The organism is Mucilaginibacter galii (assembly GCF_014635825.1).
Classification (GTDB): Bacteria; Bacteroidota; Bacteroidia; order Sphingobacteriales; family Sphingobacteriaceae; genus Mucilaginibacter; species Mucilaginibacter galii.
The window spans coordinates 179,479-206,073 of the sequence record NZ_BMDO01000006.1 but is presented as its reverse complement, the minus strand read 5'-3'; the positions used below and the strand labels follow the sequence as shown (position 1 = coordinate 206,073).

The 26,595-nt window shown below is 42.2% G+C and carries 28 protein-coding genes, 4 tRNA genes and 1 pseudogene; 17 read left to right on the top strand and 16 right to left on the bottom strand.

All coding sequences use genetic code 11. From position 1 onward, the window contains the following. Positions 1–112: 112 nt before the first annotated feature. From IEV61_RS12385 to IEV61_RS12365, 5 genes are all read left to right on the top strand, one after another. Positions 113–982, top strand: a complete 870-nt coding sequence (locus IEV61_RS12385; protein WP_188417113.1) for a carbon-nitrogen hydrolase — start codon at positions 113–115, stop codon at positions 980–982. A gap of 124 nt (positions 983–1,106) precedes the next feature. After that, positions 1,107–2,180 carry an agmatine deiminase family protein gene (locus tag IEV61_RS12380; RefSeq protein WP_188417111.1) on the top strand — a complete coding sequence of 358 codons (1,074 nt, stop codon included), beginning with the start codon at positions 1,107–1,109 and terminating at the stop codon, positions 2,178–2,180. 216 nt (positions 2,181–2,396) lie between these two features. Further along, positions 2,397–3,212 carry a LiaF transmembrane domain-containing protein gene (locus tag IEV61_RS12375; RefSeq protein ID WP_188417110.1) on the top strand — a complete coding sequence of 272 codons (816 nt, stop codon included), beginning with the start codon at positions 2,397–2,399 and terminating at the stop codon, positions 3,210–3,212. Between the two features lie 147 nt (positions 3,213–3,359). After that, the gene (locus IEV61_RS12370) at positions 3,360–4,394 is read left to right on the top strand and encodes a sensor histidine kinase (RefSeq protein ID WP_188417108.1); all 1,035 of its coding nucleotides are present in this window, start codon (positions 3,360–3,362) and stop codon (positions 4,392–4,394) included. Then, entirely contained in the window at positions 4,391–5,137 is a 747-nt protein-coding gene (locus tag IEV61_RS12365) for a LytR/AlgR family response regulator transcription factor (protein WP_188417105.1), read from the top strand. The genes IEV61_RS12370 and IEV61_RS12365 overlap by 4 nt, the downstream gene beginning before the upstream one ends. 133 nt (positions 5,138–5,270) lie before the next feature. On the opposite strand, the gene IEV61_RS12360 is transcribed toward IEV61_RS12365, so the two are convergent. The 3 genes from IEV61_RS12360 to IEV61_RS12350 form a co-directional block, all read right to left on the bottom strand. Then, on the bottom strand, positions 5,271–5,996 hold the full coding sequence (locus IEV61_RS12360) for a DUF3891 family protein (RefSeq protein WP_188417101.1): 726 nt from the start codon (positions 5,994–5,996) through the stop codon (positions 5,271–5,273). A gap of 169 nt (positions 5,997–6,165) precedes the next feature. Beyond that, positions 6,166–6,378: a Beta-galactosidase C-terminal domain gene (locus IEV61_RS20590; protein ID WP_229747124.1), complete on the bottom strand. Its 213-nt coding sequence runs from the start codon at positions 6,376–6,378 to the stop codon at positions 6,166–6,168. Between the two features lie 109 nt (positions 6,379–6,487). Continuing rightward, positions 6,488–6,892, bottom strand: a complete 405-nt coding sequence (locus IEV61_RS12350; RefSeq protein WP_188417096.1) for a VOC family protein — start codon at positions 6,890–6,892, stop codon at positions 6,488–6,490. Positions 6,893–7,077: 185 nt separating this feature from the next. Here IEV61_RS12350 and IEV61_RS20695 point away from each other — a divergent pair, with 185 nt between their 5' ends. From IEV61_RS20695 to IEV61_RS12340, 3 genes are all read left to right on the top strand, one after another. After that, a complete protein-coding gene (locus IEV61_RS20695; RefSeq protein WP_262890602.1) occupies positions 7,078–7,212 on the top strand; it encodes a hypothetical protein in 135 nt (44 codons plus the stop codon). Between the two features lie 89 nt (positions 7,213–7,301). Continuing rightward, a complete protein-coding gene (locus IEV61_RS12345) occupies positions 7,302–7,808 on the top strand; it encodes a hypothetical protein (protein ID WP_229747123.1) in 507 nt (168 codons plus the stop codon). Between the two features lie 51 nt (positions 7,809–7,859). Beyond that, positions 7,860–8,621 (top strand): oxygenase MpaB family protein, encoded by a 762-nt coding sequence (locus tag IEV61_RS12340; RefSeq protein ID WP_188417095.1) that lies wholly within the window; start codon positions 7,860–7,862, stop codon positions 8,619–8,621. Here the strand turns inward: IEV61_RS12340 and IEV61_RS12335 are convergent. Beyond that, a pseudogene (locus IEV61_RS12335) lies at positions 8,609–9,223 on the bottom strand (class I SAM-dependent methyltransferase). The gene IEV61_RS12340 and the pseudogene IEV61_RS12335 sit on opposite strands and share 13 nt — an antisense overlap. Positions 9,224–9,266: 43 nt before the next feature. Then, positions 9,267–11,978 carry an Ig-like domain-containing protein gene (locus IEV61_RS12330; RefSeq protein WP_188417093.1) on the bottom strand — a complete coding sequence of 904 codons (2,712 nt, stop codon included), beginning with the start codon at positions 11,976–11,978 and terminating at the stop codon, positions 9,267–9,269. Between the two features lie 209 nt (positions 11,979–12,187). Here IEV61_RS12330 and IEV61_RS12325 point away from each other — a divergent pair, with 209 nt between their 5' ends. After that, a complete protein-coding gene (locus tag IEV61_RS12325) occupies positions 12,188–12,466 on the top strand; it encodes a hypothetical protein (RefSeq protein WP_188417091.1) in 279 nt (92 codons plus the stop codon). A gap of 63 nt (positions 12,467–12,529) precedes the next feature. On the opposite strand, the gene IEV61_RS12320 is transcribed toward IEV61_RS12325, so the two are convergent. Further along, positions 12,530–12,613 (bottom strand) — tRNA-Leu (locus tag IEV61_RS12320). Positions 12,614–12,742: 129 nt separating this feature from the next. Then, positions 12,743–12,826, bottom strand: a tRNA-Leu gene (locus IEV61_RS12315). A 240-nt stretch (positions 12,827–13,066) separates the two neighbouring features. Here IEV61_RS12315 and IEV61_RS12310 point away from each other — a divergent pair. The 4 genes from IEV61_RS12310 to IEV61_RS12295 all read left to right on the top strand — a co-directional run bounded on the left by IEV61_RS12310 (position 13,067) and on the right by IEV61_RS12295 (position 14,851). Next, on the top strand, positions 13,067–13,459 hold the full coding sequence (locus IEV61_RS12310) for a DUF2147 domain-containing protein (RefSeq protein ID WP_229747122.1): 393 nt from the start codon (positions 13,067–13,069) through the stop codon (positions 13,457–13,459). Between the two features lie 6 nt (positions 13,460–13,465). Then, positions 13,466–14,479 carry a WD40/YVTN/BNR-like repeat-containing protein gene (locus tag IEV61_RS12305; RefSeq protein WP_188417089.1) on the top strand — a complete coding sequence of 338 codons (1,014 nt, stop codon included), beginning with the start codon at positions 13,466–13,468 and terminating at the stop codon, positions 14,477–14,479. 112 nt (positions 14,480–14,591) lie between these two features. Beyond that, positions 14,592–14,664, top strand: a tRNA-Lys gene (locus tag IEV61_RS12300). A gap of 114 nt (positions 14,665–14,778) precedes the next feature. Continuing rightward, positions 14,779–14,851 (top strand) — tRNA-Lys (locus IEV61_RS12295). A 55-nt stretch (positions 14,852–14,906) separates the two neighbouring features. On the opposite strand, the gene IEV61_RS12290 is transcribed toward IEV61_RS12295, so the two are convergent. Continuing rightward, positions 14,907–15,233 carry a hypothetical protein gene (locus tag IEV61_RS12290; protein WP_188417087.1) on the bottom strand — a complete coding sequence of 109 codons (327 nt, stop codon included), beginning with the start codon at positions 15,231–15,233 and terminating at the stop codon, positions 14,907–14,909. A 95-nt stretch (positions 15,234–15,328) separates the two neighbouring features. On the opposite strand from IEV61_RS12290, the gene IEV61_RS12285 reads away from it, so the two are divergent. After that, the gene (locus tag IEV61_RS12285; RefSeq protein ID WP_188417085.1) at positions 15,329–15,700 is read left to right on the top strand and encodes an AraC family ligand binding domain-containing protein; all 372 of its coding nucleotides are present in this window, start codon (positions 15,329–15,331) and stop codon (positions 15,698–15,700) included. A gap of 97 nt (positions 15,701–15,797) precedes the next feature. Then, on the top strand, positions 15,798–16,886 hold the full coding sequence (locus IEV61_RS12280; protein ID WP_188417083.1) for an acyltransferase family protein: 1,089 nt from the start codon (positions 15,798–15,800) through the stop codon (positions 16,884–16,886). A gap of 1 nt (position 16,887) precedes the next feature. On the opposite strand, the gene IEV61_RS12275 is transcribed toward IEV61_RS12280, so the two are convergent. Together IEV61_RS12275 and IEV61_RS12270 are read right to left on the bottom strand one after the other, a co-directional pair. Further along, the gene (locus IEV61_RS12275) at positions 16,888–17,340 is read right to left on the bottom strand and encodes a hypothetical protein (RefSeq protein WP_188417080.1); all 453 of its coding nucleotides are present in this window, start codon (positions 17,338–17,340) and stop codon (positions 16,888–16,890) included. A gap of 253 nt (positions 17,341–17,593) precedes the next feature. Continuing rightward, complete coding sequence (locus tag IEV61_RS12270; RefSeq protein WP_188417078.1) at positions 17,594–18,055, bottom strand: glycoside hydrolase family 73 protein; 462 nt, start codon at positions 18,053–18,055, stop codon at positions 17,594–17,596. Positions 18,056–18,137: 82 nt separating this feature from the next. Between IEV61_RS12270 and IEV61_RS12265 the strand changes: the two genes are divergently transcribed. After that, a complete protein-coding gene (locus IEV61_RS12265; RefSeq protein ID WP_188417076.1) occupies positions 18,138–19,019 on the top strand; it encodes a glycosyltransferase family 8 protein in 882 nt (293 codons plus the stop codon). 74 nt (positions 19,020–19,093) lie between these two features. Continuing rightward, the gene (locus IEV61_RS12260; RefSeq protein WP_188417074.1) at positions 19,094–20,101 is read left to right on the top strand and encodes an acyltransferase family protein; all 1,008 of its coding nucleotides are present in this window, start codon (positions 19,094–19,096) and stop codon (positions 20,099–20,101) included. Between the two features lie 491 nt (positions 20,102–20,592). Here the strand turns inward: IEV61_RS12260 and IEV61_RS12255 are convergent, their stop codons facing one another. From IEV61_RS12255 to IEV61_RS12230, 6 genes are read right to left on the bottom strand one after another with little or no spacing between them, the layout of a single operon-like run. Next, on the bottom strand, positions 20,593–21,966 hold the full coding sequence (locus IEV61_RS12255; protein ID WP_188417072.1) for a hypothetical protein: 1,374 nt from the start codon (positions 21,964–21,966) through the stop codon (positions 20,593–20,595). After that, positions 21,956–22,234, bottom strand: a complete 279-nt coding sequence (locus tag IEV61_RS12250) for a hypothetical protein (protein WP_188417070.1) — start codon at positions 22,232–22,234, stop codon at positions 21,956–21,958. Before IEV61_RS12250 ends, IEV61_RS12255 begins: the two co-directional genes overlap by 11 nt. Before the next feature lie 2 nt (positions 22,235–22,236). Beyond that, on the bottom strand, positions 22,237–23,124 hold the full coding sequence (locus IEV61_RS12245) for a collagen-like triple helix repeat-containing protein (RefSeq protein ID WP_188417068.1): 888 nt from the start codon (positions 23,122–23,124) through the stop codon (positions 22,237–22,239). After that, positions 23,124–24,599 carry a hypothetical protein gene (locus IEV61_RS12240; protein ID WP_188417066.1) on the bottom strand — a complete coding sequence of 492 codons (1,476 nt, stop codon included), beginning with the start codon at positions 24,597–24,599 and terminating at the stop codon, positions 23,124–23,126. The genes IEV61_RS12245 and IEV61_RS12240 overlap by 1 nt, the downstream gene beginning before the upstream one ends. 3 nt (positions 24,600–24,602) lie before the next feature. Continuing rightward, positions 24,603–25,256 carry a DUF6712 family protein gene (locus IEV61_RS12235; RefSeq protein WP_188417064.1) on the bottom strand — a complete coding sequence of 218 codons (654 nt, stop codon included), beginning with the start codon at positions 25,254–25,256 and terminating at the stop codon, positions 24,603–24,605. Between the two features lie 40 nt (positions 25,257–25,296). Next, on the bottom strand, positions 25,297–26,580 hold the full coding sequence (locus IEV61_RS12230; protein WP_188417062.1) for a hypothetical protein: 1,284 nt from the start codon (positions 26,578–26,580) through the stop codon (positions 25,297–25,299). Between the last annotated feature and the right edge of the window lie 15 nt (positions 26,581–26,595).

The following is a 26,595-nucleotide window of genomic DNA, read 5'->3' as shown; positions in this document are numbered from 1 at the left end:
CTAAAAAGTCAATTCATAGAAATGTAATAAACTGCCGGCTGCTAACTATTCAACCACTCACTACTTACTATTCACTACACAATTCTTATTTTTGCGGCAAATTTTATAGCCCATGAGTAAAGTTAAAGTTGGTTTGGTACAGATGAGCTGTACGGCTGATAAACAGCAAAATTTGGAAAAAGCCATTGAAAAGGTACGTGAAGCCGCTAATCAGGGTGCGCAGATTGTATGTTTGCAGGAGCTTTTTACTTCTTTGTACTTTTGCGACGAAGAAAATTACGATAATTTTCAACTGGCCGAAGCTATTCCCGGCCCGTCAACAGATGAGCTATCGAAAGTAGCAGCTGAGTTGGGCGTGGTTATTATTGCCTCTTTATTTGAAAAGCGTACCCAAGGGTTATACCACAATACTACTGCCGTGCTTGATGCCGATGGTGCTTATCTGGGTAAATACCGAAAAATGCATATTCCGGATGATCCGGGTTTCTATGAGAAGTTTTACTTTACTCCGGGCGATTTAGGTTATAAAATATTTAATACCAAGTTTGCCAAAATAGGCGTATTGATTTGCTGGGATCAATGGTATCCTGAAGCTGCCCGTATCACTGCCTTAATGGGTGCCGAAATATTATTCTATCCAACCGCCATTGGCTGGGCATCAACTCAGGATGTAGATACCAATACGGAGCAATACAATGCATGGCAAACCATCCAGCGTTCGCACGCTATTGCCAACGGCGTACACGTAGTAAGCGTAAACCGGGTAGGCGAAGAAGTGGGACTGAAATTCTGGGGTGGTTCTTTCGTGTCTAACCCTTTCGGTAAAGTCATCTTTCAGGGCGATCATCATGATGAACAAACCACCACCATTGAACTGGATTTAGATAAGACAGATCACTACCGTACCCACTGGCCATTTTTGCGCGATAGAAGGATTGATACTTATCAGCCTATCACCAAACGTTTAATTGACGAGGATTAATTTAAAAAACTAAAAAACCATGTTATTGCGAGCGTAGCGTGGCAATCTCCGACGCCCGGTAACCAAGCGCACAGAGATTGCCACGTCGCTATCGCTCCTCGCAATGACATTTATATAATTGACAATGACTAACCAGACCGACTTACGGACTTACGGACAAACGGACTTCCCTGCATCACAAGGCTACACCTTCCCCGCCGAATGGGCACCGCATACCGCTACCTGGTTAAGCTGGCCGCATAAAGAGGCTTCGTGGCCGGGCAAGTTAGAGCGCATTTATGCCCATTACTGTGCTTTTATTAAAGAAGTAGCCAAAGGCGAACTGGTACGTATTAACGTGGGCAGTCAGCAATTGAAGGATTCGGCTATAACACACTTACTTAAAGCCGGTGTGGATATGAACCGCATTGAGTTTTACGATTTTCCCACCAACGATGCCTGGTGTCGCGATCACGGTCCGGCTTTTCTCATCAACAAGGAAACCAAAAGTAAAGTGGTGGTTGATTGGGGCTACAATGCTTGGGGAGGCAAGTATCCACCGTTTGATCTGGACGATGTGATTCCTACCCGCATTGCCGAGCACTTTAACTTGCCGGTGTATCATCCCGGTATTGTGATGGAGGGTGGCTCAGTAGAATTTAACGGGAAGGGTACCTTGTTAACTACTACCGCCTGCCTGTTAAACGAAAACCGTAACCCGCATTTAAATCAGCAGCAAATTGAAGAATACCTGCATAACTACTACGGTGTGGAGCAGGTGCTTTGGTTAGGCGAAGGCATAATTGGCGACGATACCGACGGCCACATTGATGATATTACCCGTTTTGTGAACGAAGATACCGTGGTTACCGTGGTTGAAGAGAATAAGAACGACGAGAACTACCAACTGCTGCAGGAGAACTTGCAAGCATTAAAAACCATGCGCCTGCTTAACGGCAAACAATTAAATGTAATTGAACTGCCTATGCCTACGCCGGTCATCCATGAAGACCAGTTGCTACCGGCATCTTACGCTAACTTTTACATTAGTAATGCCGCCGTTGTAGTGCCAACTTATCGCTGCGCTACCGACGACAAAGCTTTAGACATTTTACAGCAATGCTTTACCGACCGTAAGGTTGTTGGTATCGACTCTACCGATATCATCTGGGGCCTGGGCAGCTTTCACTGCCTCAGCCAGCAAGAACCGGAAGTATAAAAGAAAAGGCCTGATCATCACATCAGGCCTTTTCTTTTATAGTTGAACTATGGAATAGCAAGCCTCAATTCCAGGGTTTGAAAATCACTTTGTACAATTTCCAAATTATTTCACCGACAAAACCATGCCGTTTACCGACTTACTATAGCCGGTTGCCATATAACCGTAGGCTGGCTGTAAGTTCTCCATTACATTTACATCATTATTAACAGAGTCATGAGTATACAACCATCATATCCGCACCAGCCGCGCAACAACGGAAAAGTTTTTGCCGGCTTAATACTGCTTGCCGTAGGTAGCTTATTGCTGCTGCGCCAGTTCGATTTCTTCTTTTTTCCAGGTTGGATTTTTAGTTTTCCCATGCTGCTCATCGTAATAGGTGTGTTCACGGGTATTAAGCACGACTTTAAAAAGCCTACATCCTTTATACTGATTCTCATTGGTGTAGTTTTCTTGTCGGGCCGTTTAATACCCTGGTTCGATCTGCGTTCATTCATATTTCCAATCGTGATCATTGCCTTAGGGCTTTGGTTAATTGTAAGGCGCAATAATCAGCATCAACCCTGGAAAAAAAACGGCGGTTTTACTGCTGATCCTTTTACTACCGACAATGCCGCTTTTGTTCCGGAAGCCGATTATACCGTTAAACCCGATGGTTACGTAGCCCCCGAACCTAGGCAGGCTACGTTGAACGACGATTATATTGATGCCGTGGCTGTGTTCGGCAGTGTAAAAAGGATCATCATGTCTAAAGACTTTAAGGGAGGCGAGATCGTGAATATTTTTGGCGGTGCCGAGATAGACTTTACCAACGCTGATATTAAAGGCGTGGTAACCATAGAAATAACCCAGGTTTTTGGCGGAACCAAGTTAGTAGTACCATCGCACTGGCAGGTACGCTCGGATATGGCTGCTGTTTTTGCCGGTATAGACGATAAACGCTTTGGCAACGCCGGCGCACAAAGTGCCGATAAGGTATTGATACTGAAAGGCACCTCCATTTTTGCCGGCGTAGATGTCCGTAGTTTTTAACCATAAAATTTTTGAATTATGAACTGGTATTTGATCATCATTAGTATTTACACCATCTTATCGGCAGTTATTGGCTTTTTAGCCTGGCCGGTAAGCTAAAATACTTTCAACCTAAACCTTTTTACATAACTGACCACTCCCTATAGCATGTCTGCACAATATACTTTATATAGCCGTTTGGGCATAGTGTTCGCCATAGGTGGACTGGCCTGGGCGGCACTGCAAACCTATATTTTGCATAGCTTTGGCTTTGAGTGGTACGTTGCAGGCATGGATAGTGCAGTAAGTGTAGTGCCATTGGCGGCATCGTGCTGGTTAATTGATAATAACCTGCGTTATTACCAGCCCGGCAAAGGGAGCTACATTAACCTGCTTATTTGGTGTGTGGTTTTAGCTTGTTTGAGCACATTGGCCATCAGGTGGACGCTGCCATTCTTAAACCTGGGTCAGGCACACCGGGTGTTTTTGCTGCAATCGCTCACGCTGCGGTTCTTTACCAGCTTTTTAGCCATTGGCTGGATGGCCATGATAAGCCTGATATGGTATGTGCAGCAAGATCAAAAGGAAAATGAGAAACGTAAGGCCGAGGCTGAACAATTGGCCCGCGATGCAGAGTTGTATAACCTGCGCCAGCAATTACAGCCACACTTTCTTTTTAACAGCTTGAATTCTATCAACGCATTGATAGGTTTTAAGCCCGATGAAGCCCGGAAGATGATTCACCAATTATCTGACTTTTTGCGTGGTACCCTTAAAAAGGACGATCAAAAACAGGTGCCTTTAAGCGAAGAATTACAGCACCTCAACCTATACCTCGACATTGAGAAAGTACGTTTTGGCCACCGCCTGCAAACCGAAATTAGTTGCGATGATCATTGCCACGAAGCTATGCTGCCTCCCTTACTCTTGCAGCCTATTGTGGAAAATGCTATTAAGTTTGGTTTGTACGATACTACGGGTGAGGTAACTATCAGCATTCGTGCCGAAATTGAGGATAAGTACCTGGTGGTCATGGTGCAAAATCCTTACGACCCGCAAACTGCCCGCCCTCAACATGGTACGGGTTTTGGCATCAGGGGCATACAACGCCGCCTTTATTTGCTTTTTGCCCGTAACGATTTAGTGGAAACTTACTTAAATGATGATATATTTACCATCATGATTAAGATTCCGCAGGCATGAAACGTGTACTGATTATTGACGATGAACCGCTGGCACGAATGGTAGTGCTGGAGTATTTACAAGCGTTTACTGAACAAATTGAAGTAATGCAGGAATGCGGCGATGGTTTTGAAGGTATTAAAGCCATTATACAGCACCAACCCGATCTTATTTTTTTGGATGTGCAAATGCCTAAGATCAACGGCTTTGAGATGCTGGAACTCGTGGAGCAGCCGCCCCAGGTCATATTCACCACCGCATTTGATGAGTATGCCATTAAAGCATTTGAAACCCATGCGGTTGATTACCTGTTAAAACCATTTAGCCGCGAACGTTTTAACAAAGCCATCGAAAAATACTTAGCACAGGCGGGCAGCAAGCCATCTCCTAAACCAACCGAAGCTCTGTTAGAAGCCGCGGCACAATCACCCGCCCAGCATGAGCGTATAGTGGTAAAAACCGGCACAAAAGTGAAGATAATTCCTGTGCATGATATAGAGTACCTGGCAGCAGACGATGACTATGTAAGCATATTCACTCCCGAAGGTTCATTCCTTAAAAACAAGACCATGAACTTTTTTGAACAAACGCTTGATCCACGGCATTTTGCCCGGGTGCATCGTTCGTATATAGTAAGCATCTCGCAAATTACCCGTATAGACCCATATGAAAAAGACGCTCACCTGGCCATCCTCAAATCGGGTGCGCGTATCCCGGTGAGTAAGGCGGGTTATGTGAAGTTAAAGCAGGTGTTAGGAATTTAATAGTCAAAGTACTTCAACGCTGTCATTTCGAGTGATAACGAGAAATCTTGTTTGTCAATGCTATTGTTAGCATTGTATTTTGAACAGTTTTTCTCACTATCGTTCGAGATAAAAATTAAACCACCTTGTTTTATTACTTCTTTCTTAACTCCCAGCATTTCTCCTCAACCTCGGCCGCTAAAAACTGCTTTTTAAAATCCTCATTATCCTTAAATTGTAATTGCGGAATAATGCGTTTCTCTAATCTTAACTTAAAGGAACTATCCTCAAAAGGCCAGGGAGTAACGGTTAGCTGGTTGCCTTTAGAGAGGAGATGATAGGTTGTGCCATCGGGGCCCTGGCTAATTTCAATAGTGCGCTCCTCGGGTTGTACTTCGTGGCGACATAACAGCAGCGAAAATGCATCGCACCACTCTAATAAATGATAGATGCACTTGGCTTCATCTGGTTCAATGTTAAGTTCTTTAAACCATTGTTTTTGCAATTTCTCCTGTTCTTTTAGGAATGGTTTAACCAGTGGGTTAGTGCCTTCTTCTTTTTTAAACAAGAACACCATATGCATGGAGGTTAACAACGCAATGTACCTGCTTTTTGACAGGGAGTTATTGAACATTAACCTGCAATGATCGGGGTTGAACAACTGCATATCAAAATTAAGAGGGCCGCCTTGTGGTGTAAGCAACTCATCCGATTCCAGTTCGGTGCGGGCATCATCATGCTCGGCAATAGCCAGTATGGTTTCTGTCCAGCGCTGCGGACGTTCTTTAACGGCCCAGTGCATGGCTATCTGCGCGGCCAATAGTCCGTGGGCACGCTGAGTAACAATCTCCCATCCTTTATTAGTATAATTAACAATCATAGCAGTAACTGGCAATAGCCGATAATACAACTGTTAAAAAGGATATAATGTGTTAGTAAGAAGAAATAAAATGAGAGTGAACTAAGGATGCGGCGATACATAGACAAGTTATGGATAACAACCCGATCATCCGCAATCGAATAATCGGGTTGTTATAAATTTTGGTTACCTACTCTTTCCAAACCAGCACGTCAGCAGGTTTCAATACTTTTTGGCCTATCAGTATCTTTGCGTTAGCAGGCAGGGCAACCGTATATGGTTTACCCGAATAATTTACGCCTACCCAAAAGCCATCGCGCCATTCTAAAATTACACCTTCAGGAAGTTCTCTAACAGGGATGCCGGCTTGCTGGTAAACCCGGCGCAGCACTGCTTTTCCCAAAGCACCATCATCGGTATCGGGGCCTACATAGGTAACAGTGCCCTTTAGGCATGTTAGATAACGAAAAAGGCCTTCTGTTAAGAAGACCTTTTCGTTAGTAGTTGTATGTTTATGCTTGAAGGTGAGCCGGATCCATCCAGGCGTATTCCCACAGGTGGCCATCGAGGTCAATAAAATCACGACCATACATAAAGCCGTGATCTTGCGGTGGGTGAGGTGCTGTTGCGCCGGCCTCAATAGCCTTGCTTACCATGAGGTCTACATGGGCTCTGCTATCGGCCGATAAGCAAATGATGCACTCGTTGCCGTTGGCCGTATCGGTGATTTCTTTCTTAGTAAAACCTTTGAACAACGGCTCAACCAGCAACATCACGAAAATATTATCGCTGATGATCATACAGGTGGCGTTTTCGTTGGTAAACTGTGCATTAAAGGTATAACCCAGCTTTATAAAAAATTGGACAGACTTGTTTAGGTCCTTAACAGGAAGGTTTAAAAAGATTTGAGTAGCCATGTGGTGTTGAAATTTATGTATAGCAAACATACGGCACATACATAAGCTGTGGCATGTGTGTAAGCGACAAACTAAGGGCTAATCACGACATAATAGAAATAAAGAGCTTGAAGAGAAAATAATATTAGGAATGGTAACCTATTTAAGTTTACTTTGTATTTGAAAGTACTTTTAATATTAAAAATATGCAGACAAGTAAAAGCTGGATTAGCTACTTCACCATGAATGCCCGTAAGCAAAGGGTAAACTGGAATTTAAAACCTGCCATAACCGGCAGGAAATTGCCGCCATACTGCCATCCCTTCAAGCCTGGCAATTAGGCGAAACATCGGAAGGGGAGAACCTGATCAAAGCTGCTACGCGTTATGCCTGGCGTATAAGGGATTCTGATTATGTTGATGCCGTCCGCTTGTTTATAAAAGAGGAGCAGAAGCACGGCAACAATTTAGGGATGTATTTAGATGCCATTAATCAGCCTCGTATTCAAAAAGATCTGGGCGATTCGGCATTTCGTAAGTTCAGGCATTTTTGCAGCAGTATGGAAGCCTGGACACTAACCGTTATTATTATTGAAAGCACCGCACAGATATTTTATCAGGCGCTTAAAGATGCCACCCAATGCGAGTTGTTGCAGCAAATATGCACCGATATTTTGATAGACGAAGCTTACCACATTACCTTTCAAACCGAGCGGCTGGCTGTCATTTTTGATAACCGGTCTTCTTTTGGCAAAGTATGGCGTAAGGCTTTTTACAAGTGCTTCTTTTTTGCTACTTCGCTGGTGGTATGGTTCGCACATAAAAAATTATTTAAGGCCGGCGGTAATACGTTTGCCGGATTTTTAAGAAAGATGAATTTTAAATACCAAAAAACCATCAATCAAATTACTACGCCTTTCTTGGTCGAACTGGCTTAGTGAGAGATTAAAACACCAATAAATTTGTAGCGAAAAACGTTAAATAATTGTATGAAATTTTTTGTGAACGAAGGTTCTATTGTGAGAAAGATATGGGGTAAGGCTGATACGGTTCTCTTTATTTTTGCAGGTGCCGCAGCCGAGTTTGCACTTAACAAGGCGGTAGATTGGCTTTATTTTACAGGTCGTTTACCTGCCGACCCGTTAGGCCGTTTGTTTTCTACCGTAGAATACTCCAAGCGTATCCTGTTTTCGGAGCATGAAGCAGCTTTAAAGGCTATAGATCAGATAACAGCAATACACCAGGGGGTAGAAGCTGCTCGTGGCGCACAAATACCCGACTGGGCTTATAGAGATGTTCTATACTTGCTCATAGATTATTCTGTACGATCTTTTGAGTTACTTGAGCGGGATTTAACTAACGATGAAAAGGAAGAGGTTTATGATGTGTTTTATAGAATGGGACAACGTATGCAACTTAGCGGTTTACCGCATAACTATACCCAATGGCAAATAGCACGTGCACAGCAACTGCAAGATAACTTTTTAAAAAGCACGTTTACCATTGACCTGTACAAGCAATACCGAAAACACTTAGGCTTTTTGCGTTACCACCTTATGAAGCAGGTGCAAACATTGCTCGTACCTGCGCAGGTTAGGGAACTATTGGGCTTAGGCAGATTTGCATTGTTGAAACCGGTTTTATGGGGCTATAAGCTTACCCGTTTAATTAAGTTGGACTGGCTGGTTAAGGAAGCGATATTGCCGACAGATTATAAAGCGCAAATACGTAGCCTTGATCATAGCTTTTGAACGCACCAAGTGGTCATACAACGTAAGTTCTGCACATTCGTCGTTTTAATGGGCTCGTGCAATTGGCCTTGTAATTCATAGGTATAGCGTAACAAAGTATGTTCGTTTACCAAAAAGCGTTCAGATTCGTCGGGTAAAAGATAGCGGCCGTTACCGAGGCTCTGCACTTTATTCTCGATGCCAATGTCTGAGGCCAGCCGGACAAATAAATAGCCTCCTGGGTGCATCACCCGCCAAATTGAGCGGAGCATACTGTCAAAATGCTCATGATTTTGTGCAAAGTGAAGCACAGCACTGCAAATTACGAGGTCAAACATACCATCTGCAAACGGCATGTCTTCGGCGAGATGAACAATAAAGTTTTGTAGCGGGTTTGCAGGTGCTAAAGTGGCAGACAAATTTTTGACCGCCTCTACCGCTTAAGGGTTAGGATCAACACCATATACCTCAAAACCGTTTTGTAAAAAGTATACCAAGTTACGCCCACCACCGCAGCCAACATCAAGCACATTATGGCAACCGTTATAAGTGCCTTTCAGCAACTGGTCAAACAGGTATATGTCGATGTTGCCGTATAGCTGTTGCAGGTTATTGGTTATCATATGTTATTAATGCTCCCTCCCTCTTGGGGAGGGCGGAGTGGGGTTACTGTACCTTATACCGGTAAATAAAACGGCCAAGGTTGCCATCTTTATCCCAGCCTTCAATTACCGCACGATAGGAGCCCTTGCCATCAGCGTTATAAAACTCTAAAGATGCAGTGCCTGTTTTATCTGTGCTTACGCGCGGATTCCAGTAAATGGTACTGCGATAATCAACGCCTATTGGTTTAGGTACATCATACTTGGGCGAATAAAACTCGCGCGAAATATTGTAGCCCATAGGTGTAAAGTTTACTACGTTGGGTTGTGGTATCATATCCTGCAAATCTTGCAAACTAATTTTAGTGCCTTTGGGGGGCACTTTCGTATTAATTACGATGACACCGTTGGTTTGATAAGCGTTATTAACCAAGCCTAATTCATCCCTCAAAAATACTTCAATAGATTCTACGTCGGCACCGTTTAAACTGGCTAAGTAGCTTACATCAACCGGCATTCCTCTTACAAAAACCGACATCGGTACTTTTTTGCCCTGATTATAATCGCGGCTAACGTAAAAGTTGTTGTTTTCAAAAGTAACACCTGCCAGCATGCCTTGTAAGCATAAAAGCAGAGTAGAGCAGCTTTTCAGCTGATCGGCGTTTACAGTGTGGTCGGCCATCATACTTAAACCGGTTAACGCGGGGTAATCAGTGTGGCTTGGTCCTTTAGGAGTAGGAGCCCTTACAATAACCTCCTTAATTTGCTGCATGCTACCCAAGCGCTTTTTGCTGTTGAGCAGGTAAGAATGCATGGTGCTGTCAATATTAGTTTCCTCATCAGGGTAAAGCTTGTTTTTAGGCAAAGCAGGGAAGGTGCTGCCATCTATCATCAGCATTAGGTTTTTTGCATTGTAGTTGTTTTTGGCAGTGATGACAACTTTGGCGGTATCTGTAAAAGTAAGATTTGTGAATTTAAACTGTCCTTCGGGATTGCTTACCGCATTGGCCGAAAAGTAGCGGTTAGGGATGAGCATACGCAGGTTTCCGCCTTTAACCGGCATGCCATTAAGTGTGCGTAGTGTGCCGGTTATCTCAATTCCCTGTTCAGGCAGGTATGTCACCTGCGGTAATGCATTTGCAATTACATCAGTGTATGTAAAGCGACGGTAACCCTGGGTCAACATCAATATATCCAGGTCTGATGCTGTTTTCTCATTGATCTTAGAGAAATAGTAGTTAGGCTTTTCTACGTACCCTTTTAAATCTGAGGTCAACAGCAGGCTGGATAAAATTGTTGTTTCTGCGTCTTCATCAACTGGTACCTTGCTTTCGTCAATTACTGCAACAGAAAAGTCGCCCTCTACCGGTGCGGTTTTATTTTTAGCCGTAACTGCTAATTTAACACGTTGCCGTACGCCGTATAAGGGCTTATCGCTGCTAAGGCTTAGGTTAAGTTGATCTTTATGCTGAATGAAAACAAGGCGTTCGCTCAAAGGCACTCCCGCCGATGACAGCAGCGTAAACTGTACTACACCTGTAGGGAACTTATTCTGCGAAATTACGGCAGAGTAAACTTGTTCTTTAAGCACTGTTTGTGCTGCAAAGCACACCGTGCCCACACTTTGAGCAATAAGGTAAAATGCTTTGCCCTTATTGGCTGCAAAAAAAGCAGGACTGGCCGAAAGTTTTAAACTTAGATTGTCGCCCTCTAAGCTGTTTATGCTTACATTAAAACCGGCGTCCTGTGTTTTAGGCAGGTCATAAGTGCCTTTAGTTCCATTAGCGAATGTAATGTTAGCTTTATAAGTTTTGCCTTGCTCCGGAGTAATAATAAACACACCCATACCTGCATGTTGCGAAGATATATTAGCCATCACTGTACCTGCATTGTCGGTTATGGTACCTGTAAAGTTAGTTCCCAGCCCGCTGGCAGCTAAAGCTTTAACCGCCACCTTGCCGCGTACTCCGGTAAGCAGGTATCCACCTTCTGGAAAGAATTGAACATCAGTGTTGCCTAAAACAGGTTTGAGCGATATGGTACTGCCTGCGGTTTTACGGTTGCCTAAATCTATAATGGCAACAATGTTGGCGCCTGTTAAATCAATTTGCTTGTTGTTGGTAAAGCTGATGGTTAGCGCACCCGACTGATCGGTGGTACCGCGGCCTTTAGCTACATCATCAACATTGCTCGATACTTCCCAGTTTACCTTTTTGTTAGATAGCGGGTTGCCATCCATGTCTTTATATACTACCCGGGTGGTAACTTGTAACGACTTTTCGCTGCCCGTTCTAGTGAATGATACTTGGGTATTTACCTGTTTTTCGATAGCATTGCCCACCAGTATCGTTTTTTTGAAAAAGTAGTCGGCATCAAAATTTACCATCCACTTGGTATAAGCACGAATGTGGTAATTATCTTGCCGGTAAGAGCCTTCGGGCAGGGGGAAACTACCGGTGGTTACTCCGTTCTTAACAGGCAATCTAAGTGTTTTTACCAGCGAATCGCGGCTGTTCATCAATTCAACATAAAGTACCTTGCTTAATTGTGAGGCCTGGTGAAAGTTATCGCTAACGTAACCTTTAAACCACATGGTATCATCAACTGCATAGTAAGGCTTATCAAAATGCAGGTAAACTTTTTCAATGGGCCTGGCGGCGTTCATTTTGCCGGTCCGCTCAATTAAAGTATTGAGGCTAATACTATCGCTTTGCGCCCGTACAGGTAAATAGCAGCCGACAAAGAGTAAAAGGGTAATAACGTAACGGTATATCATTTAAAACAGTTAGTATTGGTGCGGTAAATATACTATGCCAAACCCTGCCAGCCTAAGTTTGGGTGTAGGTTTAACATATTTTTACATAAACCCCGATTTAACAGGATTTATTGTTTGGTTATTAATAATAGCTTACTTTGAAGCGGCCAGATATAAGTCTGTATTTTGTAAGTAGCTTATGTTAATTAAACAATTATACAAAAAACTATATGGAAGATAACAGTTACGCGGTTGAGCAATATTGCATTGTGATAGCATCACCTCAATACTTTAGCAGTAAGATCAAACTTTTAATTGATTTTGGGAAAGAGTCGGGTACAAATTATGATCAGCAAACCGATAATGAAGCATTGAATACCATGACTTCATTGGTAGATGCGCTGAATTACATGTCGAAGCAGGGCTGGCAACTGATCAGTAGTTATACTTATAATGATCCTAACAAGGGATCCCTTCAACATTATATGATGCGAAAGAAGGTCAGATAAAAGGCGGAGATTTAAAATAGAAGAAATAAAAAAAGACTAACCGGTGAGTTAGTCTCTCAAATGTGCCCAGAACGAGATTCGAACTCGTACAACCTTGCGATTGCCACCCCCTCAAGATGGTGCGTCTACCAATTTCGCCACCTGGGCAGGGTACTTGTCATTAAACAGCGAATATTTCTGTTTAAAATCATTATCAAAAAAAATAGCACTTGATGAAGAGTGCTATTTTAAACTTTTTGGCGAATAATCAAAACTTTCAAAGCTTTGACGGTAATGTGCCCAGGGAGAGACTCGAACTCTCAAGAGACAATTCTCAACGGCTTCTGAGACCGCAACGTTTACCAATTTCGCCACCTGGGCTATTATTTGTGATTAGCCTGCATGAAATCGAACTAATTACTCTTCGATACACACTGCTGTAACCGCTATCAGCATTGGGCTGCAAATATAGCAGATTATGATAAATGGCATCAATAAAAAATAAAATTTATTAGTGTTTTGCTATAGTGCTTTATACCTGATACTTTCGGGTAACTAATTATAAATATGATGATGAAAAGAATGAGTTTTTTGCTGTTGCTTTACAGTTTGTTAAATGTTATGCCTGCACTTGCGCAGAATGCTGACGCTGTTTTAGGTAAATGGATAAACCCGAGCGGAGAAGGGCAGATACAAATTTATAAGAAAGGTAACTTGTACTATGGCAAACTGGTTTGGCTCAAATCTCCAAACGATGAAGCTACCGACAAGCCCAAGTTAGACAGAAACAACCCGGATAAAAACCTGCAAAGCCGCCCTATCTTAGGACTTGAGATTCTAAAGAACTTTAAATTTGACGGCGACAACGTTTATGAAGACGGTAATATTTACGATCCTAAAAACGGTAAGGACTACAGCTGTAAAATGACATTGAACGTAAATAAGTTAAAAATACGGGGTTATATAGGTATCTCGCTTTTAGGCCGATCTGAAGTTTGGACACGCGTTAAATAGCCATAAATGAAATATATTATATTCCTTGTCTCGATTTTGCTGGCCGTTGATACGCTAAGCGCTCAAACTATAAGCATTGTAGAGCAAAGCAGGAGCACCAGTATTAGAGGTTTATCAGTGGTTGACGAAAAGGTAGCATGGGTGAGCGGAAGCAAGGGACATGTGGCTTTGAGCACAAACGGAGGACAAACCTGGACCTGGCAACAAGTAAAAGGGTTTGAGCAAAGCGATTTTAGGGATATTGAAGCATTTTCTGCGAAAGAAGCTATTATTATGAGTTCGGGTACGCCTGCTGTGATCTTAAAAACCACAGATGGAGGATTAAGCTGGCAGCTTTGTTACCGAGAAGATGATAAAACCTATTTTTTAGACGGATTGGCGTTTTATGATAAGATGCACGGTATTTCTATGGGAGATCCCATCAATGGGAAATTTTTACTGCTGGAAACTAAGGACGGCGGGAAAACCTGGACTGAGGAATCTGCCGGACCTGATGCATTAAAAAATGAAGCTGCATTCGCCGCAAGCGGTACTTCGGTTTATATCGTCAATAAAAAAGCTAATGCCGTTGTTTTAACAGGTGGAAGCGTATCCCGACTACTGTATAGAACTAAGGCTGGTACCTGGAATCCAGTTACTATGCCTTTGGCTCAGGGTCAGGCCAGTAAAGGTGGCTTCTCGGTTGCTACAGGTGGTGGACAAACTGTTTTAGTAGGAGGTAATTATAGTAACGATAAGAATAGAGATTCAATTGCGTGCTACTATAATGGAGAACAAATAACCGGAAGTAATTTTCATCTCGCGGCTACAATGCCTAACGGGTACCAATCGTGTGTTACTTACATTGAAGGTAAGGTCTTTTTATCTACCGGCACCTCAGGTAGTAACGTAAGCTATGATGGCGGGCTTAATTGGAAGCCGGTTGACGCGGGAAGCTATAACGTTTGTCAAAGATCTAAGAAAGGAAAACTGGTATTGTTGGCCGGTGATAAAGGTAGAATAGCTATATTTAAGTTATAGGTTTCTGATAATTAACTACTTAAAATAACATGTAAATTTAATTGAAAAACTTTTGCAGGGAAAGGCAATAAACTCTATATTTGCACCACTTTAATCGGAAATGATAAGAGTTGATTCCGTAGCTCAGCTGGTAGAGCATTACACTTTTAATGTAGTGGTCCTGGGTTCGAATCCCAGCGGGATCACAAAAAAAGCCTTCTGATTTGCAGAAGGCTTTTCAATTTAAAAGTAGAAGGCTGTACTATGCTAACTACAAATAAAGCTTAGTTTCCAGGACTAAGCGTATTCTTAATAAAAATGATTCCGTAGCTCAGCTGGTAGAGCATTACACTTTTAATGTAGTGGTCCTGGGTTCGAATCCCAGCGGGATCACAAAAAGAGCCTTCAAATTATTTTGAAGGCTCTTTTTATTTTCTTTAAAAACTTATTACAACAAGTCAGGATCGGTTCCACCTGTGTTGGACTGTGTAATTTTGCTTAGGTTGTAGCTAACCTCACCATCTTGCTCAGCGCCTTTAATTAAACCCTTTTCGTACAAATTCATTAAAACTTGTTCAGCCTGGCGATGTAATACCTGTGGTGCTTCCTCCGGCTCATATTCGGTAAGTTTGGCAGCTACGTCGGGTGCTGTAGCTTCGCCTAATTGTGCAAGTGCATAAAGTACCTTATCTTGCCAACTGGCTTCAGGATGGTAAGCTTCTGGCGGGGCAACGGGTTTAAATTCGTCGTTGAAAGATTGATCAGCTTTGTTCATAGTACTCAAACAGTTACTTTAGATACAATGTTTAGAGATGATATAAATTTAATTAATCGCAAGTTGTCACCAAATAATAAATTATAATTGCGTTTATGATCAAAGCGTACCAACTATACACCGCAAAAGACGGGCACTCATATTTCAAAACAGGAAACGTATCTGAGGCTGTAATTACCCGCGCTCAATCTATTCGTTTTCAGGAATCACCTCCAGGGTCAGTTTATGACTGGCATCCTGCGCCTACCATGCAATTTGTTATAAATTTAAAAGGAACCTTGGAGTTTACCACATTCCAGGGACAAACCTTCACTTTAAAGCCGGGCGAAGTGCTTATTGCACAAGATACAACTGGCAGCGGGCATAAATGGCGTTTGTTAGGAACTGATCCATGGCAACGTGCCTATGTAGTTTTTAATCAAACTACCGACATCAATTTTGTGCCCGAACAGGTTGCAGATGTTTAGGGACTTGGCTTATTATGATTGATTAACAGGTTACAAAGAGCTGTATAATCTACATGGAAAGCGTATTTTGAAGTATTTCCTTATATTTAAGGCGTATATGCAATTAAAATATTTCAAAGAACTTGACGGCGTACGTGGCCTGGCCGCAATCATGGTGGTTTTATTCCACATTAAACAATCGGGAATAAGTAATGACGCTGTTGCCCGCATCCTATATAAAGCAGGTAATTTTGGACAAACAGGGGTTATCTTGTTTTTTGTGCTTTCAGGATTTTTGATTACCCGTATTCTGTTAATATCTAAACATAAAGAGGCTTACTTTAAGAAGTTTTACATCCGTAGAAGTTTACGCATATTTCCTCTTTACTATCTTGCGCTAGCAATTTTTGTAATAGTCGTTCCTTATTTTACTACCGGAAAAGTTGTCCCGTTTTCACAAAGCTGGTCATTTTGGGTGTACCTTCAGAATATAGGCTTTACTTTTAAATGGTCTTTAACAGGGCCTAATCATTTTTGGAGTTTAGCTGTTGAAGAACATTTTTACCTGGTGTGGCCGTTTGTGGTTTATTTTCTCTCTGAGAAGTGGTTGCTGCGTACTATAGGGTTAATTGTATTAGGCAGCATTATTACGCGTATTATCATGCTTAATATGGGGTATGCAGGCATTTTTTACTTTACACTTACTACAATGGATTGCCTGGCAATTGGTGGATTTGTGGCGCTTAATGAGCGGAATAAGTGGATAAATGTTAGGCAAACTTTATACATAATGGCGGCCACCTTGCTTTTGCTTATAACAAATTGGGCCTTATTTAAAGGCGAGGGGAATGATTTTATACAGGTATTGAAATTGCCTTTCATTTCAGTATTCTATATGTGTGTGATCAGCCTGCTCGTTTCTACTGTAAGCTATCTTAATAGGTTTTTCCAGTCATCTATATTAACTTATACCGGCAAGATAAGCTACGGTTTATATGTATTCCATCCATTATGTATTCTTGCAGTTGAAAAATATTTTAAAGGGCAACCTTTCATTGTGATACTAGCATTGATTGCTATAACGTCTTACTCGGTTGCTTCAATAAGTTATTATGGTTATGAATACTGGTTTTTAAAACAAAAAGACCGGTTCGAGAACTTCACATGGTCGAGAATAAGCAGAAAGAACCCCGCAAAATCAATTTAACTTAATTTGTTTTAAAGCGGTTTTGATAATACCACTCCATTATGGATGCTCCGTCTTGCCAGGTTAATTTGCCATCGGCAGCTACCTGGGCTATTAATACAGAAAGATTGTGAAGGAAAGCACTCTTTAGGTCGCCGGTTAAACTTTGGAGCGTTTTTATCGCGCAGCTCGTTAGTTCGGTCGGGTTGTTAATTTCGGAACAACTGTCGGCTAATTTTAATTGTATTAGTATTTGTGGAATAGCTTTACGCAGAACTACTCTTATGCGGTCATCCGTTTCTCCAGGAATTAACAGGGTTATAATGTCTGCTACCGGTGAGTCAACAAATGTTTTGATGTTTTCGGTGATTAGTACACCGGTATGAATTGCTACTTTGAGTTCTTCGGGTATGTGGTTAAATAAAGATTGAATAGCTTTCCAGATTTTTCTTAACCAGATTGGGATTTTTATCATTGCTTTTTAGATTTAATTTTAAATTGTCGATAGATCTTGATACCTCCAATAACGCCTCTAACTATCCAGGACAATGCAGTTGCGCATCCCACAACACAACCTGCACAGGAAGATATTGCAGCAACAAGTTTTAAAGTTTCATCGGTAAGGAGTAAACCTTTTACTGCAATTACATAACTCGTTAATGCAGATAAGATGCCTATTTGAGGCTTATAGTTGAAGTAGTGATATAGGTATTTGACGGTGTTTTGCATTACAGGTCGTATTGTTTGAGGTTGTATTTTTGAATGATACTAATGAGCTTTTGAGGGTAAGCCGGGTCTGTAGCGTAGCCAGCCTTTAAAAATGCTTTGGCCTGCTCTTCGGGTGTTGGGCTGCTAAAAACTCCGTTTATGGTGTAGCGCTTGTTGACCTGTAAAAATCTTACACGGTCGGCAAAGCCGTCGGTTAAGGTGGAGTAAGATCGGAACGGCTGTTTAACAGTTATAATTTTACCGTGTACGTATTCTTGAGTGGAGTAGATAACACTATCACCTTTCCAGCCAGCGCTTGCTTTTATACCAAAATAGTTATGGTGTAAACTTGATAATCGCGATCTGCCGTAATTGCTTTCCAGGCATGCCTGAGCGATCATTAGCGAGGGAAAGAGTTTTGTATTTTTGCAGACGGATATTGCTTGTTGGCAAATATGTTTAATGAAATTGCTCTGTTCCATAATAAGTATCAATGATTGTTATGAATTTTATATATTTTAGTGGCATATGCCGATTGGGATTTATCACATCATAATTTAATATATGAACATTGCTTTCTGTATCAACCGCCTGGCATTAATAGGGTTAGGTGTTACCGTATCCTCATTAATTCGCAACTGTTCAGATTCGAAGCAGATAACTTTGTGGTTTTTATGTGCTGGCTTATTGAAGGAAGATAAGAGCAATATTGAACAGCTACTCGCAAACGAAGGATTTCAGGGTAAGCAACATTGTATAGACTTTGATCCGGTTGCTCATTTTGGTTCTTTTCGTTCGCTCCATGGCGATTGGACACCCTATGGAAGACTTTTACTACCAGAGATATTAAAAGAGGATTCAGTTTTATATCTTGACGCGGACTTAGCGGTTGAATTAGATGTATTAACTCTAAAAGATGTTAAGTTAGAGAATACAGCCATTGGTGCTGTGGCAGGTGCTCAAATCAAATATGCTTTAGAAAATAAGTTTTTCATAGAAGACTTCAATCTGTCGCCTGATGATCGCTATTTCAATTCAGGTGTATTGTTGATGAACTTGGAATATTGGCGCCAAAACCAAATTAAAGATAAATGTATAGAGGTAGCCAGGCAATATTCAGAAAAACTAGCGGCAGTTGATCAAACTATATTAAATGCACTCTTTAGCAGAAGCTTCGCAAGTCTGCCTAAGTCTTTTAATTGTCCCTGGTATGCAGATAAGGGTAGACCTGTGGTTGCTGATAAGATGATCTTACACTATGTAGGTTCTCCAAAGCCTTGGGACATCGGAGCTAAATTTCTCCATAAAGGCTACAGAACTTGGCAAAGCTACCTCACGGCCGAGTGGGCTAAGCAGTATGGCTCGACTGCACGAGCAGACATTGTGAGAGCCTGGAATATCAGACGGTCCTACTTAAGAATTTTAAAGAAAGCTATTAAGGGTTAATAAGCTGGCACGCAGTTTCACCTTACTCACTGACGCACTACAGTCTTGATAAGTACGCTTTAATTATAGAAATAATGTCAAGAAACAAGATTAATGCTTTAGAGTCGCTACGGGGTTTTGCAAGCATTTACGTGGCCGTTGGTCACTGGATTTTATGGAATAAACTTAACCCAATATTCGATTCGCTGTTCAAATTTGGGACTGAAGCTGTAACAACTTTTTTCCTTTTATCTGGATTCGTTATTTTTTATTCAACGTTAAAATCAAGTGATATAAACTTGAAAGATTATTTCATAAGGCGTTTTAGGCGAATTTATTTTCCATTTGTTTGTGCTATTATCGTTTCCATCGCTATCTATCAAAGCTTAGATATTTCTCTCTCCGAATTCTTGGGAAATCTTTTTCTTCTTCAGGATCAAAGACGAACACCCGGTAATATAGTAAATCCTTTTTTAGGTAACCAGCCATTATGGTCACTGTCTTATGAGTGGATATTTTATCTAATTTTCCCTTTTATTTTTCGTGCAATTAAAAATACAAAACGTCGGGTTCATATAGTTGGAGTATTTAGTTTGCTAAGTTTTGGTATTTATTTACTTTTCCCCAATCACATTCTACTGGTTTTTGCACACTTTATCTTATGGTGGACAGGATTAGAGTTGGCGGAGTACTTTTTTGGAGATCGGACACTAAAACGCTGTAAAACGCTTATTATATATTATGTATTATTTATTGCTTTACTAGCTGTTAACTGGTGGTTTAATTACTCGAGCACGAAGGTACTTGACCTCGGATCTTACCCATTTTTGCCTTTGCGTCAATTCTGTTTCGCCTTCATTTGCTTACTATCGGTAATATACTTAACTAAAGCGACGAAAATTTTAGTAAGCAGATTAGATATTTTTATTAAGGTAGCGCCAATCTCTTATAGCATATACATACTTCATTTTCCAATCTTAATACAACTTCATATACCAGTACCATTTTTCATCGAAATACCATTGAAATTGTTACTTCTAATCGGCTCTTCATATTTGATTGAGGTTATATGGCAACCAAAAATCAACAAATATTTGAAATGACAGCTTTCTATATGGCAGAGGTATAACTCTTACTTTGTCCGTTCGTTCACAAATGCATGGTTCCATACATCGCCTTCGATGCTTATTTGGACATGAATTACTAGGAACTGAACTTCGCTATTTAGAGAAGGAATGCGCGGCTATAATCTGACTTGTGGCAACATTGGTGGTGCATTATCGCCGCCTCTTTAAAAATAAGCCCAAGGGTGGGGCCAACGCTCGTTATCCAGCAAAGCGGCGAAATATCTTAAGGTGTAAATTAAAAGGTAAGGCAGATAAAAACTAAATTGATGAGGCTTTTTTACTGCTGCTCACATATTCTATAGTGAACAATCTTACTCGTACTCCCGCCAGGTGCAGCTAAATGCGCCGTTACACCTTTGAAGCCGGTGGCTATCTCCAGTGTCTGTCTTTTGGTATAGAACACACCAATACCCTTGAAGCCCCTAATCGGCTGCACTGTTTCAGCCTTCTTTGTAAATACGGTTACACTAAACATTGCTTGAAAGGTTAGTTAGTGTTACCCGCAGTTGAATCCATACGGCGGATACGGGCGAAGTGATACCATTGGGATTAAACGAGGCGCTGCCGTTGCCATAACCGGCATTGTCAAAAATTGGTTTAGTATTCCATTCGTACCTTAAAAAATTACCGGGAGCAGTGATACCGCTGTTTAGCCAATCCACATCGCTACCTGGCATAAGGTCGTTATCAGTGTGCCTCATCTCATAGCTTAAACGGTCGGGGTTACCTCCTCCAGTAGTGTTATCCCCTGCAAATACGTTGCTGTCGGGCACGTTTACATTCGTGCCACTTCCACCCGCTAAACTTTTATTAAAGAGTAACAGGCCGTTATACTGCATTTTTTCTATTTGCACCGGGTTAAGTGCTATGCGCATAGGTGCCGAAGTAATAATGCCCCTTGTTTTGCCCGGGGCAATTGATAGATCTGTACCGGATATAACAAGGTCAGGAGTACCATCGGTTACTGAAATTACAGCTCCGTTAGCTACCTGCCATTCAGGTGCGGTTTGCGCTACGTATGGATTACCAAACAAAGTACCTCCTATGTTTTTGGTGTTATCACTTGCTGCGTTTAGCATAGGGCTATCAAACTGCAAAGAAAAATCCAACCGGGGCACGCTGTTGAACCGTGGCGAAAGCGTAGGTACAAGACTGTGCGTATTGTACGTTGGAAAGTCCGTATTAAAGTCGGTCAGGTTTTTATACGTACCCGATGAGGTATTCCGGATATAACCCATGATGTGGTTATAATCGAAGTTACCCACCGACATCCCGATCATGCTTACGGTCAGATAACAGTTGCCATTAAAATAACAATTAATTGCGCTACCTGCCAACAATGTACAATCAATGCATATACAATAACTGTAAGCAAATGAGTTAATAATGGCACAATTAACAAACACACTGTTTTGATTTATTGAACCCGAAGTGCCATTTATTGTAGGAATATTTTTTATCAAACAATTTACTACCCCCGCCCTTAGCGATATAGATGCATAATTTTCGATGATTAAACCGTCGAATATAGGTGCACCAACACTTGCATTGAGATTATTAGAACCGTTGCCCCTAATAACCACGTTGCCGTCCGCCACAATTCTCGACCCGCTGCCCATCTTTGATGTAGCCGGAAAAGCCTCCTCATAAGTACCACTGCCCACAATAATGAGCGCGGCTACGTTAGAACTAAGATTGCTTATTGCTGTGATTGCCCCTGACATAGTGGCCTTTGGAGCATCGGGAGTTGTCCCTGCATTACTGTCATTACCCGCCTTGCTAACATAATAAATTGCATTATATTGATTTGCCGGTACAATATATCTAAAATTATTTGCCATCTTGATAAGTATAAATAGTGTCCTCTAAACCTGCCCACTCTTTAGATGAGGCCGGGAAATTGTAGATATAATCAACGCTTAAAAGGCCATTGAAGAAAGTGTACTGCTCGTTAAGCACACGGCTGTTACCATCCCGGCAGGGTTCCGTAGTGCGGCTCACAGGCTCATCACTCATTGCTGCTCCAACGGCTTCCTGCACTTCGTAATCTTGCAGGTAAATTGGTTTTTCGGTGTCCCACACCAACGTTGCATTTAATTGAATAATCATTGTTATTGTATTAGAAGGTTAACTGATGCGCTAACCTGGTTAGCTGAAAACTTAATGCGCCACCGTACCCATGTTCCGGCCTGTATGGTAATATAGGTTGCTGGGGTTAGCGGTAGTGAGGGCGTAATGTAGCTTTGGCCGTCATTGATAGAATAAGAAAAAGTGTCGGCATTTTTCAAAACCACCTCCTTGATCACGGTTTGATTACGGAAGTAATCAGGCTCCGTAATACTACGCGGTGAGGCAAAGCCAACGGTAAAGTCGGTCACTATTTTGGCCAACTTGCTTTTTTCCGTTTGGGTGTAGTTTTGGTCAGACAACATTTGTGCACCTTTAACCCACGTCCACCAATTTTTCACACCTAAAGGGGTTGCGGCTTTAGTGTTGTCGGTACCTGTTTGCATATCCGTATCGGTAGCAATGCTGACAGGGCCAGCCGGGCCGGTATCACCCTTTGCACCCGTATCTCCCTTTGCACCGGGCGCACCATCGGCACCCTTTGCACCGGTATCGCCCTTTGTGCCTGGCGCACCATCGGCACCCTTTGCTCCTGTATCACCCTTTGTGCCGGGCGCACCATCGGCACCCTTTGCTCCTGTATCACCCTTTGCACCGGTATCGCCTTTAGGGCCTTGTAGTACGTTTATATCAACCTGCCAACCTACGCTCAAATTATTGATCTGATTAACGTCCTTTAAACGGTAGACCTGCTTTTCGCTAATTACATAGACAACCGTTATGTATTGCTTCAATTGGTCGACCTTTTGGCTAAAGTCTGTCAGTAGGGTTTGAAGGTTTGCGGTAACTTTACCACCACCCCTTATAAAATCGGCATCAACATAAGCAAGATCGGGGTTGTTGTGTCTTTTTTCGTCTCCTGAATATAACATTATGAAAAGGCTAGTGAAACGTTAGTAAATGCATTAGGTGCGTTTGAACGACCAATGATTAGTGAGGTGTTAACACCGGCGTTGTTAACAATGGTTACTCTTGACTGGAATGCAAAAGCTGTGAAATATGCTTCAACGCCATTAAGAATAATAGATGTGTATTCGCCTAATGCAGCATCATAGATATACCAGATAAAATTACCTACTCCGGCGGTGACACTATTGAACGTTCGCGCCCTGGAAGCCTGAAAGGCTCCGGCATTATAATTTTCCTGTATTTGTTGTAAAGTAAGATCAGCTGCTGAAATTAAAAATCCCCGGCCTCTGAATGCAATGGAGGCACTATCTGAAGTTGTATCATTACCGGTTGGAAATGCAACTTGTGAGCCGGCGACTATTAAACCACTTTTAGGTTTTGCGAAGGTAACATTGTAAGTACTATCTGCAACAATATTGTTGAGGGGCACGGTACCCGAAGGTGTATTAGCCGCCGGAAAGGGCGTACCGGCAAACAAACCACCAGCTGTTTGGGGTTGAGGCAGGGACTGAACAGGCGATGGTGCCGGATAGTTGTACTTTGCGGCTAAGTCGGCTTTTACCCCTTTGTCGACGGTTAATGCCTTTAGGCTGCTTACTGGGTTCATGTAATCAGAACCATCAGCTTTGTGCAGCAACCATGTAACTGAAAGGGTTGGAGTAATCAAGGATTTACTTTCGAGGTCAAGCTTTATTTTTTTTTCGCTCGTAATAGTAAGCCCTTGATCTATATCATCAGACTTGATGAAGCCAGAATCCTCTATAAGCCTATCAACATAAGTTTTGTCCGCCTTCAAGTCAAAGTCAATGGGGACTATCACGGTTCCGCTGCCCCAATCACTATTCCGCTTAGGGCCAAATAGGGTGTAAGTGCTGGTGTTTATGTAAAAGTCGCCATCAACACCCGTGGCCTGATTGGAAGGATCGAGGAGGCCATTCAATAAACTTTTGCCGTTTAAGCCAGGCAGTCCGGTGTCTCCCTTTGGGCCTGGGCCGCCTGTGGGTCCATTGAGCATAGAAAATACCTGCTGCCAACCGGCGGTTGCTTTTTGATAGAACCTTCCATTTGCAGTATTGATATAGGTATCGTTGATTTGCCCGCTGGAGGCATTAGGCTCTCCTAACCCGTAGGTAATTCCGCTACCATTGGAAGTGCTGCTGGCCGGTAGAGTATAAGTGTTTATCCAATTGTTAACCTGCTTTTGATAGAAAGCTCCAGTGGTAATGTTGATAGCAACGTCTGAATTTTTGCCTGTGTTGTTTTGTGGTACAGTGCTTACAAAAGTTACGTTGCAACCGGTGGCTATGTTTTGTGATATGTAGCTCAGTAATTGGCTAAAAGCATATTGGTAATCAGTTCCATTATTAACTAAGATACCTATATCGTCGCCTGTAATGGGTGGTGCTACCTGTAATTCGGTTATTTTTTTATCGGGCATAGTTTATAAGAAGATATCTAAGGGTAAAAAATTGTCTATCTCGGCTATCCCCGTCACGTCATTAAAGTTGGTACGATCAACACTGCGTATACGTGGGCCAGATTGGCGAGCGCTCTTATTGCGCTCGTTGTAGCGCCATAGCGGGTAATCGTTTTGCTTATCTTGCAAAAATTTTTCAACCTCATTGGCGTGGGCATTAGCTACGCTGCGTTGCTGCTGTACCAGGCGGGTTAAATCTTGCGTGCTCACAGCCTGTGCATTGTCGTACTGTTTAATTACCGGACCGGTGGCTGTATAGTGCACACCGTTGCCTTCAATAAAGCGGGCAAACGTAAAGTACACTAAAGTTGGAATCAGCCCTTCGTACCTGCTGATATAGCCTGATCTGTCGGTGTATTCGCAGCCATTTACCAGGTTCTTGTAGACTTGTGGCGTGTCGGTTTTCATTTGACCGTCGGCTTCAAAATATTTGTTAAGCTGGTAGTAAAGTGGGTAACTTAAAAAGGGCTTCAGGTCTAATTCCTGAGCTTTTTTAATATAAACCTGCAGGCGTTCGGGCTTAACGTTGATAGATATATCTTCAAATTGCTGGAAAATGGCGGGCGTAATAATCCCCCAATTCCCTGAAAGGGGAGTAGTGGTTTGATTGTCGGTCATGATATAATTGTGTTGTCCCCTCACAGGGAAAGGAGAGAAATTAAGCGGTCATGGCCTCTGCTTCGGCTTGTTTAAAGCCGTATGCATGAACCAGGATGGCTATCTTGTTTTCGCTAGGGATGGCAGATAAGAGTATTTGGTTAATACTGGTGCCGGCAGTCATACCTGCGCTATCATCGGCCACATTGCCGGGTACCGGTAGTATGTTCCAGTTACCTGATGGGTTTAAATTTTGACAGAAGTTGCTGAACAGTTCTTCAAACACCTCGCTTAGTTCTAAACGATCGGGTGCGGTATTGTCATTAAACTCACGGATGGCTTCTTTTTTCTCACCTCCATTGCTTAAGCCAGATGATTTTTCGGCGTTGATCAATTCTTTCGGAACCGAGAAGCCTTTGATAATTCGTGCTTCAACCGATTTTTCTGTGGCCTCAAATAACTTATCGTTATTTTGAATAGCATAAGGTTTAAATTCGGGTTTGGAAGCTTCATCCTCGTATTCAATTACGATGATCTTTTGCGCACTTTTGGTTCCCTGAAATGCACCCAGGTCTTTCTCTAATTGTGATGGCGAGTTGCTTCCATTCAGCAAATCTGCGTTAGGCGTACTATTGTCGGCTTCTTCTCGCCTTGCCTGCATAAACAGCATTGTGGAAGGTAAAAAGCCGGTAGTAACCTCGCGGTTATTAAAAGTTTTGATGCCGGCTTCAGTTTCAAAATCTTCCCAAACGCTGTCGGCTTCAATTAACGGATAATCTTCCACTTCAGGGTTAAAGTAATACAGTTGACCTTTGTAGTTTTCCCAACCACCGGCCTTTTCTACCTGTTCATCAATAGCTACCGGGTCAGGGTTGTAATGATCAATAAATACGATCTTCGAGCGCATTACATGCTTCCAACTCTTCCGGCCCCAATCATTGTAAATGGCATACTGGTTAGCAGTGTCTAAGGAATCGGTATTACCCATACGGATGTCTTCAAACTTAACGTAGTGCGCCGATGCAATTTGATAGTTGGCATTATAGTTCAAATGAATGCCAAATCCGCTGAAGAGTGCTTTATCAGTAGCTACAGCTTTAAGCAGCTTGGCCAGGGTTAAGCCTTTATCATTTACTAACTTCTTACCCAGTGTTTTTTCTTCGAAGCCGTTACCGCCTATAAATTTAGCCCGCTTGTTCCAGCAATCTTTGGCGGTAGGGGAGGCGGCCACCAACTCCAGCATACGTTGCGGGTAAGCGTTATCAACGTCGTAATTAAGTATACCAAAAGTTTGATTTGGGCGCACTCTTATACGACGCTCAATTTGTGGTAAGTAGGTTTTCATTTGATGTAGTTGCTT

What these genes read in the sequence shown, in the direction of transcription:
- IEV61_RS12285 (WP_188417085.1), top strand. Translation starts at nt 15,329, where the DNA reads ATGATCAAAGCGTACCAACTATACACCGCAAAAGACGGGCACTCATAT.
- IEV61_RS12265 (WP_188417076.1), top strand. Translation starts at nt 18,138, where the DNA reads ATGAACATTGCTTTCTGTATCAACCGCCTGGCATTAATAGGGTTAGGT.
- IEV61_RS12325 (WP_188417091.1), top strand. Translation starts at nt 12,188, where the DNA reads ATGGAAGATAACAGTTACGCGGTTGAGCAATATTGCATTGTGATAGCA.
- IEV61_RS12380 (WP_188417111.1), top strand. Translation starts at nt 1,107, where the DNA reads ATGACTAACCAGACCGACTTACGGACTTACGGACAAACGGACTTCCCT.
- IEV61_RS12230 (WP_188417062.1), bottom strand. Translation starts at nt 26,580, where the DNA reads ATGAAAACCTACTTACCACAAATTGAGCGTCGTATAAGAGTGCGCCCA.
- IEV61_RS12310 (WP_229747122.1), top strand. Translation starts at nt 13,067, where the DNA reads ATGCCTGCACTTGCGCAGAATGCTGACGCTGTTTTAGGTAAATGGATA.
- IEV61_RS12255 (WP_188417072.1), bottom strand. Translation starts at nt 21,966, where the DNA reads ATGGCAAATAATTTTAGATATATTGTACCGGCAAATCAATATAATGCA.
- IEV61_RS12330 (WP_188417093.1), bottom strand. Translation starts at nt 11,978, where the DNA reads ATGATATACCGTTACGTTATTACCCTTTTACTCTTTGTCGGCTGCTAT.
- IEV61_RS20695 (WP_262890602.1), top strand. Translation starts at nt 7,078, where the DNA reads ATGCAGACAAGTAAAAGCTGGATTAGCTACTTCACCATGAATGCCCGT.
- IEV61_RS12375 (WP_188417110.1), top strand. Translation starts at nt 2,397, where the DNA reads ATGAGTATACAACCATCATATCCGCACCAGCCGCGCAACAACGGAAAA.
- IEV61_RS12350 (WP_188417096.1), bottom strand. Translation starts at nt 6,892, where the DNA reads ATGGCTACTCAAATCTTTTTAAACCTTCCTGTTAAGGACCTAAACAAG.
- IEV61_RS12370 (WP_188417108.1), top strand. Translation starts at nt 3,360, where the DNA reads ATGTCTGCACAATATACTTTATATAGCCGTTTGGGCATAGTGTTCGCC.
- IEV61_RS12365 (WP_188417105.1), top strand. Translation starts at nt 4,391, where the DNA reads ATGAAACGTGTACTGATTATTGACGATGAACCGCTGGCACGAATGGTA.
- IEV61_RS12240 (WP_188417066.1), bottom strand. Translation starts at nt 24,599, where the DNA reads ATGCCCGATAAAAAAATAACCGAATTACAGGTAGCACCACCCATTACA.
- IEV61_RS12280 (WP_188417083.1), top strand. Translation starts at nt 15,798, where the DNA reads ATGCAATTAAAATATTTCAAAGAACTTGACGGCGTACGTGGCCTGGCC.
- IEV61_RS12235 (WP_188417064.1), bottom strand. Translation starts at nt 25,256, where the DNA reads ATGACCGACAATCAAACCACTACTCCCCTTTCAGGGAATTGGGGGATT.
- IEV61_RS12340 (WP_188417095.1), top strand. Translation starts at nt 7,860, where the DNA reads ATGAAATTTTTTGTGAACGAAGGTTCTATTGTGAGAAAGATATGGGGT.
- IEV61_RS12270 (WP_188417078.1), bottom strand. Translation starts at nt 18,055, where the DNA reads ATGGAACAGAGCAATTTCATTAAACATATTTGCCAACAAGCAATATCC.
- IEV61_RS12385 (WP_188417113.1), top strand. Translation starts at nt 113, where the DNA reads ATGAGTAAAGTTAAAGTTGGTTTGGTACAGATGAGCTGTACGGCTGAT.
- IEV61_RS12360 (WP_188417101.1), bottom strand. Translation starts at nt 5,996, where the DNA reads ATGATTGTTAATTATACTAATAAAGGATGGGAGATTGTTACTCAGCGT.
- IEV61_RS12305 (WP_188417089.1), top strand. Translation starts at nt 13,466, where the DNA reads ATGAAATATATTATATTCCTTGTCTCGATTTTGCTGGCCGTTGATACG.
- IEV61_RS12250 (WP_188417070.1), bottom strand. Translation starts at nt 22,234, where the DNA reads ATGATTATTCAATTAAATGCAACGTTGGTGTGGGACACCGAAAAACCA.
- IEV61_RS12290 (WP_188417087.1), bottom strand. Translation starts at nt 15,233, where the DNA reads ATGAACAAAGCTGATCAATCTTTCAACGACGAATTTAAACCCGTTGCC.
- IEV61_RS12245 (WP_188417068.1), bottom strand. Translation starts at nt 23,124, where the DNA reads ATGTTATATTCAGGAGACGAAAAAAGACACAACAACCCCGATCTTGCT.
- IEV61_RS12275 (WP_188417080.1), bottom strand. Translation starts at nt 17,340, where the DNA reads ATGATAAAAATCCCAATCTGGTTAAGAAAAATCTGGAAAGCTATTCAA.
- IEV61_RS12260 (WP_188417074.1), top strand. Translation starts at nt 19,094, where the DNA reads ATGTCAAGAAACAAGATTAATGCTTTAGAGTCGCTACGGGGTTTTGCA.